Source organism: Ochrobactrum sp. XJ1, from assembly GCF_024701725.1.
Classification (GTDB): Bacteria; Pseudomonadota; Alphaproteobacteria; order Rhizobiales; family Rhizobiaceae; genus Brucella; species Brucella anthropi.
In genome coordinates this window covers 437,880-446,044 of record NZ_VDGD01000003.1, presented here as the reverse complement: position 1 = coordinate 446,044, position 8,165 = coordinate 437,880, and the positions used below count along the sequence as shown (strand labels likewise).

Genomic DNA, 8,165 nt, shown 5'->3' with positions numbered 1-8,165 from the left:
ACATCGCAAATATCCGCTTCCTCACACGGCGTATCGCAAGAGCCTGATATCATTACATTCATTATGATTCAGGCTCTTAAACTGGATTCTGTATCGTGCCGCAGTCAGCAAATTTTCGCGCAAGTATTTTCATGCTTCTCGCCATGGGCACCTTCACCATCGGCGATACGATCACAAAATACCTCCTGACCGAGATGAACAGCGGACAGTACATGCTGATCCGAGGCATATTCGCCACGGTGCTGATCGGTTTGCTCGCCTGGCGCCACGGTGCATTGCGCAATCTGTCGCTTGAAAAGATGACGATCCTGCGCGTCGTAGGCGAAGTTGTCGCCACCATCACCTATATTTACTCGCTCGGCCATCTCTCGCAGGCGTTCTGTTCGGCTGTCTTTCAGGCAACGCCGCTTGTCGTGACGCTTGGAGCAGCACTCTTCCTGAAGGAAAAAGTGGGCTGGCGTCGCTGGTCCTGTATTCTTGTCGGCCTTGTCGGGGTTCTCATCATCATCCGGCCCGGAACGGATGGTGCTGCAAGCCTTACTGCCGTCGCTGTACTTCTTGCCAGCGTAGGCTTTGCCGCCACGCGGGATATCGCCACACGCCGTGTGCCCGCTCACGTGCCGACCCTCTATCTCTCGACATTGACCGCAGGCGCGATAACATTGACCGGCGGCGCGCTGACCGTTCCAATGGGCGGATGGCAGCCCGTTGGAATTACAGCAGTCGGCGCCATGGCCATTGCCGCTGTCCTTCTCCTCGTCGGATATCACTTCATCATTCTCGCCATGCGTGAGGGCGAAGTGTCATTCGTTTCGCCGTTCCGCTATTCCAGCCTGCTTTGGGCAATCGGCCTCAGCACTTTGATTTTTGGCGAAGCACCCGACATATATACAATCATAGGATCGGTTCTGGTGGTCGGAAGTGGCGTCTATATGGTCTATCGTGAAAACGTGTTGAAGAAGCGGGAGCGCAACAAAAGCACATTGGCGACGATCCCGACGGGCGTGGAACCCTCATGATTGCAGGTGCCGTTATCGCTGGTGGACTTTCCAGCCGCATGCAGCAAGGCGGCGTTGCGGGTGACAAATTCCTTCAGCCGCTCGGCAGCACCGGCACTATCATTTCCCATGTCGTCAGAAGGATCAAACCGCAGGTCGAAGCGCTTGTCATCAATGCGAATAGCGATGATCCCCGCCTGACTGATCTCGGCGTGCCGGTGATCAAGGACCTGCCGGTGGAACATGGCGGCCCGCTGATCGGCATTCTGACCACGCTGACGCAGGCACAAGAGCCCTCATTGCTGCTAACGACAGCGGCCGATACGCCATTCCTGCCTCGCAACCTCGCAGACCGCCTTCTTGCACGTCGGAACCAAACCGGGGCGCGGATCGTTCTCGCCAGTTCCCTTAACCGGGTCCATCCGATTTTCGGACTATGGGAAACCGGACTGGCTGACGAACTCACCGTCTGGCTTACCAATACCAGCAGGGCCAGCGTCTTCGCATTCGCCGAACATATCGGATTTGAAACCGTCGATTTTCCGCTTGCCTTCGTTGGCGATAGCCCGGAAACATATGATCCGTTCTTCAATATCAATCGGCCCGACGATCTTGTCGCCGCCCGAAAACTGGTTGAGGCAATGGAATGAACCAGAAGCTTTTCGGCATTACCGGCTGGAAAAACTCCGGCAAGACGACAATGACCGAACGTCTGGTCGCATGCCTTACGGCACGTGGATACCGTATCGCCACCATCAAGCACGCCCATCATAATTTCGATATCGACCATGAAGGCACCGATTCCTGGCGTCATCGAAAGGCCGGAGCAGCGGAAGTGGCTATCGTCTCGTCGCAGCGCTACGCAATCATGCATGAAGGTCTCGGCGAAGAAGAACCTTCTCTATGGGAGATTGCGGCCAAGCTGGCGCCTTGCGATCTGATTCTGGTCGAGGGCTACAAGCGGGAAAGGCATAAGAAAATCGAACTGCGTCGCGAAGGCGGCCATGCCGGGCCAGCTCTCTCCGTTGACGATCCCGCCATCGTCGCCATTGCCAGCGACCAGCAGCAACCCGGCGAAAAAGTGCCGGTGTTCGGCATCGATGAAATAGAGCAAATAGCCGATTTCATCGAAGGCGTTATGGGTCTCTGAGAGACTCTCTATAATTCCCTTCTTTGACAGCACAATTCACCGCTTTCCGGTGAAGGCATGCAGAAAACGCCGAGGAATTCCCCCCTTGGACACACAATTTAATTACGCAGACCATCTTGCCAATCGTCTCAAAATGGTGGGAATATCGTTTGCAGATCTGATGGTGGGGACGGAAGCGCGAAAAAATATTGCGCATGATCGGCTCAACCATCTATTGGTAGTGGCCGGGGGGAATCCGCTACCAAACGTGCAATTTAAAGTTTCACGGTCGTGACTACCCCTTAAGCGGCTGAACCAGAAGAAATAATCAGGGAACCAGCCAGAACAAAACGAGAGGACTGAAAATGCGCGTATTGAAGCGTATCGCCGCTGCGGCATCTGTTGCTGCGCTGGCAATTACGATCGGTAGCATGACTGCCGGTGTTGCAAATGCAGAAGAGCCACTCAAGCTCAAGATCGGCACCGAAGGCGCCTATCCTCCATTCAACTTCATCAAGCCAGACGGCACCCTCTCGGGCTTCGACGTCGATATCGCCAAGGCGCTCTGCGAAGAAATGAAAGCGCAGTGCGAATTCGTCACCCAGGAATGGGACGGCGCTATTCCTGCCCTTCAGGCTGGCAAGTTCGACGCCTTCATCGCCTCCATGTCCATCACGGACGAGCGCAAGAAGCAGGTCGACTTCTCCAACAAATATTACAATACACCTCCCGGCATCGCAGCTCCCAAGGACACCGACATCAAGGGTGTGACCAAGGAAGACCTCGCTGGCAAGACCATTGGCGTTCAGGTTTCCACCACACACTCCAACTACTCGGAAAAGACTTTTACCGACAGCACGATCAAGGCCTATCCGACTGCTGAGGAATACCGTCTTGATCTCGCCAATGGCCGTCTCGACGCCGTCAACGACGATAGCGTGACACTGGCCGAATGGCTGAAGTCGCCGGATGGCGCCTGCTGCAAGATGGTCGGCACTTTCCCGCCGGTTATCGAGATCCACGGTCCGGGCGCTGGCGTTGCCTTCAAGAAGGGCCGTCCGGAGCTGGTTGAAAAATTCAACGCAGCCATCAAGGCGATCCGCGCAAACGGCAAATACAAGGAAGTCAACGACAAGTACTTTGACTTCGATGCTTATGGCGCCGAAAATTAATCAAAACTGACACCTATGCGCCGGTTTGCTTTCCGCAAATCGGCGCAAAACATTTGTATGGGCATGCCGTACAAGCCTTGCCGGGCAAAAACCTCGCAGGCGATAAAAACATAGGCAAATGCCTTTAGGAAAAAGAATAGGCGCATGGAACACTACGCCACTTTGTTGAGTTTCGGCCCCGACGGATGGGGTGCCAGTATTGCCTGGGGGCTTCTGGTAACCGTCTCGCTGGCTCTCGCAACACTCCCCGTTGGTCTCGCACTCGGATTTCTAGTTGCTATCGGCAAGCAGTCCACCGAACCATCGATCCGGCTCGCTTCAAACATTTACACGACGATCTTTCGTGGTTTGCCTGAGCTTCTAACCCTCTTTCTCGTTTATTTCGGCGCCTCTCTCGGGTTGCAACGGCTTCTCAGTCTGTTCGGCATCGAAGCGAATGTGGAAATCAATGCGTTCGGCGCCGGTATGGTTGCGCTGGGCTTCGTCTTCTCTTCCTATTCGAGCGAAGTCTTCCTTTCGGCGTTTCGCGCAATTCCGCGCGGGCAGTATGAAGGCGGTTATGCAGTTGGCCTGTCGCACTGGCAGACCATGCGCAAGGTCATCCTGCCGCAGCTGATCCGCATCGCCCTGCCCGGCCTTGCCAATCTTTGGCTGGTGCTGCTCAAGGATACGTCGCTGGTTTCGGTTATCACATTGTCCGATATTCTGCGGCAAACCTCCATCGCGGCACGCGTGACCAAGGAACCATTTCTGTTCTTCGGCATAGCCTGCCTGCTCTATCTGGTTCTCGCAATCATCTCGTCCTACTTCATCAATCGCATTGCCCGCTGGGCTGATGCGGGCGCCAACCGGTCGCGAGGTGCATGATATGAGCCAGACTGTTTCCACTACGACAATTCCCGCGATGGCTCCGCCACCCGTGGTCAAGCAATGGACGCGGATGCGCGTTGCCGGCCATATCATCGTTGCCTTCTGGTTCCTTCTTTTCGCTGGCCTTGCGATCTATCTCTACAATGCATGGCGTATCGATCTGTTTGAAACCTATGGGCCACGCTACTGGTCCGGGCTTCTGATAACGCTGAAACTGGTTGCCGTATCGATTGTCATAGGCGCCCTGCTCTCGCTACCGATCACGGCTGCGCGCATGTCCAACAATCGCTGGCTGCGCGGAATTGCTTTCGGCTATGTCTATTTCTTCCGCGGCACGCCGCTGCTGGCGCAGACATTCCTTATCTATTATGGCTTCGGCACCTTCCGTCCTTTTCTGGAAAGCATCGGGCTCTGGGTGTTTTTCCGCGATGCGTGGAATTGCGCCATTCTGGCGTTTTCGCTCAACACGGCAGCCTACCAGGCTGAAATCCTGCGCGGCGCTATCCAGAGCGTGGCGCTGGGCCAATGGGAAGGCGCTGCGGCGCTTGGCATTTCGAAGCGTGTGACGTTCTGGAAGGTCATTCTTCCGCAAGCGCTCATCGTGGCGTTGCGTCCTTACGGCAACGAAATCATCCTGATGATCAAGGGCTCGGCCATTGTAGCTATCATCACCGTACTTGACCTGATGGGTGAAACGCGCCGCGCCTATTCGCGGACATTCGATTTCCAGACTTATCTCTGGGCTGCAGTCATTTATCTGCTTATTGTTGAATGCCTGCGGCACGTTTGGGATTTCCTCGAACGAAGGCTGACCCGCCATCTCATTCGTTAGAGATCACTAAACCGGCATAAAGCCAAAATATCGCCCCCGGCAGCCTTGCAGCTTCCGGGGGCGATCTGTTTAGAATACAGCTTCCAACAGTAAGGTAACAGGTTGAGTCATGCTGAAAATCTGGGGTCGTATCAATTCCACGAATGTGAAGAAGGCGCTCTGGACAGCGCGCGAACTCAATCTCGACTATGAACAGATCAATGTCGGTGGCCAGTTCGGTGGATTGAAAGATCCAGCTTACCTCGCACGCAATCCGAATGGGCTGATCCCCTTGCTGGAAGACGGCGACACAGTGCTGTGGGAATCCAACACCATCACGCGGTATCTCGCGGCAGCTTACGGCAAAGGCACGCTGTGGATCGAAGATCCAGCCAAACGCGCGCAGGCCGAAAAATGGATGGATTGGGCTTCCGCATCCTTCTACACCAATTTCAGCAACGTCATGAAGCATCTGATCCGGCTGCCGGAAGCTGAACGCGATCCAGCCATTCTGGAACAAAGTCTTCAGGGCCTTGCGCAATCGATGCAAATTGCCAATGAGGGCTTGAAGGAAGCTCCCTGGTTCTCGGGCGAGAATTTCGGTATCGGTGATATTCCCACCGGATGCTACGCCTATGCCTGGTTTGAGTTTCCGATTGAACGCCCCTCTCTTCCACACCTTGAAGACTGGTATGGCCGCCTCAAACAGCGTCCGGCCTATCAGGCGGCCGTTATGACGCCTCTCACCTGATTTCTAGAATTATCCAGAGGAATGAACGAATGACGACACCCGCTAAAGTCGCCTTTCTGGGCCTGGGCGTCATGGGTTATCCCATGGCAGCTCACCTCAAGAACAAGGGCGGTCACGACGTCACGGTTTATAACCGCACGACGGCAAAAGCCGAAAAATGGGCCAAGGAATTCGGGGGCAACTTTGCCGCGACACCTGCCGAAGCCGTGCGCGATGCAGATTTTGTTTTTGCCTGTGTCGGCAACGATGATGACCTTCGTTCCGTGACCATCGGCCCGGAGGGCGCCTTCTCAACCATGAAGAAGGACGCGATCTTCATCGACAACACAACAGCCTCAGCGGAGGTTGCTCGTGAATTGGATATCGAAGCACAGAAGCGCGGCTTTCATTTCATCGACGCCCCCGTCTCCGGTGGTCAGGCCGGTGCCGAGAACGGCGTTCTCACGGTAATGGTCGGCGCGCCGGAAGCCGTTTTCGAGCGTGCCCGGCCAGTTATCGATGCTTATGCGCGTATGGTCGGCCTCATGGGACCGGTCGGCTCGGGCCAGCTTGCCAAGATGGTCAACCAGATCTGCATTGCCGGTCTCGTTCAGGGACTGGCCGAAGGTATCCATTTCGGCAAGAAAGCTGGTCTCGATATCGAAAAACTGATCTCGGTGATCTCGAAAGGCGCGGCTGGCTCCTGGCAGATGGAAAACCGGTCCGGCACCATGAACCAGGGCAAATATGATTTCGGCTTTGCCGTCGACTGGATGCGCAAAGACCTTGGCATCTGCCTTGAGGAAGCTGACCGCAATGGAGCACTTCTGCCTGTGACCGCACTCGTGGACCAGTTCTATAAGGAAGTGCAGAAGATCGGTGGCAGCCGCTGGGATACATCTTCATTGCTTGCGCGGCTGGAACAGCCCTGAGACAAACGATCCTCAACAAAAAAGCCCGGCATTGCCGGGCTTTTCGTTTTCTATGCATCAAGCTTAGAACTTGACCTTTGCAGTGAGCGAAAGACCACCGACGAAGTCGTTACCGAACTCGCCCTTGGAACCAGTTAGGTTTGGCTTACCGTTGACAACCGTATCGTCGAGTTCACCCGAAGACAGCCAACCGGCGGCACCCGCCAGACGAACTTCAAACTGTTCATTAGGCTTGTAGTTGGTACCAAGGCCAAACAGCCAGACGTCGGTCTGCGAGGTCAAGCCTGTGCTGGTTCCGCGATCCCAGGTAACAGTACCGGCCACCGACCATTGATCATTAAACTTGTGGCCGACGCCGCCGCTAACCGTCCAGCCATCCTGATAATACAGGTTCAGACTGGTGATCGTGGTGCCTTTGCGAGTGACATTGTTGTCAGATGCGTTGAAATCCACCTGTGTTATGGATGACCAATCTGTCCACTTGACCGAGCCAAAAGCAAGCCAGTCCGGAGCGATACCGGTCTGGAACTTGAACTCAACCGACTGTGGTGTATCAACATCGCTTTCAACATTGATCGGGATACCACGACCGCCGACAATCGCCAGATTGTCAATCGTGCCTTCAAGATTATACTTGAGCTTGGACTGATAAACCAACGTCGCGCGCATCGCATATTCTGGAATTTCATAGGCAGCACCGAGACGCCAGCCCACTGCCTCATCCTCAACATCCAGGGAACCGATACGGAAGGTGCCACCGAATGCAGAGCCAGGAGGTATCATCTTGGTCTGCTCGCCTTTGAGCTCCTGATAGCTCACACCGCCGAGGATACGGAAATAGCTTTTCTCACCAGCTGCAAAACGATACGAGCAGTTTACGCCGTAATCGTTCGAAGAAATCTTCTGATCGATGGCAGTGAACATACGAACCGTATCAACGCCAACGTCGGTGTGAATTCCCCAAGGCTGACGATACTGCGCCGCACAGGCAAGGTCGTCGGTCAGGTCGAACTTTGCCGAAGCCTTGGGAACCCAATAGCTCTTTGCTTCATCGACGCTGGTTTCATAAGGCTGTCGCGTGATCGGATTGATACCGCCGGTGGCCGCACCTACCCGCGAGCCACGGATATTCTTCAGCTTACGCTGTGGCGCTACATAGGTTCCGCCAGCTTCGACGGCATTGCCCTTTTCGAAGAGAATATCGAAATCCTGCGAGCTACGCTCGAAGCCGCCTGCATTGGCAGCAACCGCGCTTCCGAGGAGAGCTGCGACCATTCCTGCCATTTTCACGCGCTGTACACTCATAATGTCCTCCCAAACAGCAACGGTATTAACGTTGACGGAAACGTAAATCAGGAAGGATTCAGGCCGCAAGTCGCATTAATTTGGATTAGCATCATCGTACTTTCGGAGCATTCGTCAAAAATGGCTAAAACATCAAATATCGTGCCACTTCATTAGCAAAAATCGCCCGACACATGACAAAACAGGCCCAAATCGACCAATTTTCCGCCTCTTTTTTG

Annotated in this window: 9 protein-coding genes; 8 read left to right on the top strand and 1 reads right to left on the bottom strand. The window is 54.7% G+C overall.

From position 1 onward, the window contains the following. The first annotated feature begins 131 nt into the window (after nt 1-131). From FG152_RS07660 to FG152_RS07625, 8 genes are all read left to right on the top strand, one after another. Nucleotides 132-1,019, top strand: a complete 888-nt coding sequence (locus FG152_RS07660; RefSeq protein ID WP_010661307.1) for a DMT family transporter — start codon at nt 132-134, stop codon at nt 1,017-1,019. Further along, nucleotides 1,016-1,648, top strand: coding sequence for a molybdenum cofactor guanylyltransferase (mobA, locus tag FG152_RS07655; protein WP_498985701.1), 633 nt, complete (start codon nt 1,016-1,018; stop codon nt 1,646-1,648). The genes FG152_RS07660 and mobA overlap by 4 nt, the downstream gene beginning before the upstream one ends. Continuing rightward, nucleotides 1,645-2,148, top strand: coding sequence for a molybdopterin-guanine dinucleotide biosynthesis protein B (gene mobB / locus FG152_RS07650; protein ID WP_010661305.1), 504 nt, complete (start codon nt 1,645-1,647; stop codon nt 2,146-2,148). The genes mobA and mobB overlap by 4 nt, the downstream gene beginning before the upstream one ends. 344 nt (nt 2,149-2,492) lie before the next feature. Then, nucleotides 2,493-3,299: an ABC transporter substrate-binding protein gene (locus FG152_RS07645; protein WP_010661304.1), complete on the top strand. Its 807-nt coding sequence runs from the start codon at nt 2,493-2,495 to the stop codon at nt 3,297-3,299. Nucleotides 3,300-3,443: 144 nt separating this feature from the next. Then, on the top strand, nt 3,444-4,166 hold the full coding sequence (locus tag FG152_RS07640) for an ABC transporter permease (RefSeq protein WP_010661303.1): 723 nt from the start codon (nt 3,444-3,446) through the stop codon (nt 4,164-4,166). Between the two features lies 1 nt (nt 4,167). Next, nucleotides 4,168-5,001: an ABC transporter permease gene (locus FG152_RS07635; protein ID WP_029376257.1), complete on the top strand. Its 834-nt coding sequence runs from the start codon at nt 4,168-4,170 to the stop codon at nt 4,999-5,001. Between the two features lie 109 nt (nt 5,002-5,110). Continuing rightward, nucleotides 5,111-5,731 carry a glutathione S-transferase family protein gene (locus tag FG152_RS07630; protein WP_010661301.1) on the top strand — a complete coding sequence of 207 codons (621 nt, stop codon included), beginning with the start codon at nt 5,111-5,113 and terminating at the stop codon, nt 5,729-5,731. A gap of 29 nt (nt 5,732-5,760) precedes the next feature. Next, nucleotides 5,761-6,642 carry an NAD(P)-dependent oxidoreductase gene (locus tag FG152_RS07625; protein ID WP_010661300.1) on the top strand — a complete coding sequence of 294 codons (882 nt, stop codon included), beginning with the start codon at nt 5,761-5,763 and terminating at the stop codon, nt 6,640-6,642. A gap of 63 nt (nt 6,643-6,705) precedes the next feature. Here FG152_RS07625 and FG152_RS07620 read toward each other — a convergent pair whose 3' ends face one another. Further along, nucleotides 6,706-7,947, bottom strand: a complete 1,242-nt coding sequence (locus tag FG152_RS07620) for an OmpP1/FadL family transporter (protein ID WP_105529037.1) — start codon at nt 7,945-7,947, stop codon at nt 6,706-6,708. Nucleotides 7,948-8,165 lie beyond the last annotated feature (218 nt).

Coding starts and splice junctions, on each gene's coding strand:
- mobB (WP_010661305.1), top strand. CDS start 1,645: ATGAACCAGAAGCTTTTCGGCATTACCGGCTGGAAAAACTCCGGCAAG.
- FG152_RS07640 (WP_010661303.1), top strand. CDS start 3,444: ATGGAACACTACGCCACTTTGTTGAGTTTCGGCCCCGACGGATGGGGT.
- FG152_RS07630 (WP_010661301.1), top strand. CDS start 5,111: ATGCTGAAAATCTGGGGTCGTATCAATTCCACGAATGTGAAGAAGGCG.
- FG152_RS07625 (WP_010661300.1), top strand. CDS start 5,761: ATGACGACACCCGCTAAAGTCGCCTTTCTGGGCCTGGGCGTCATGGGT.
- FG152_RS07635 (WP_029376257.1), top strand. CDS start 4,168: ATGAGCCAGACTGTTTCCACTACGACAATTCCCGCGATGGCTCCGCCA.
- FG152_RS07645 (WP_010661304.1), top strand. CDS start 2,493: ATGCGCGTATTGAAGCGTATCGCCGCTGCGGCATCTGTTGCTGCGCTG.
- FG152_RS07620 (WP_105529037.1), bottom strand. CDS start 7,947: ATGAGTGTACAGCGCGTGAAAATGGCAGGAATGGTCGCAGCTCTCCTC.
- FG152_RS07660 (WP_010661307.1), top strand. CDS start 132: ATGCTTCTCGCCATGGGCACCTTCACCATCGGCGATACGATCACAAAA.
- mobA (WP_498985701.1), top strand. CDS start 1,016: ATGATTGCAGGTGCCGTTATCGCTGGTGGACTTTCCAGCCGCATGCAG.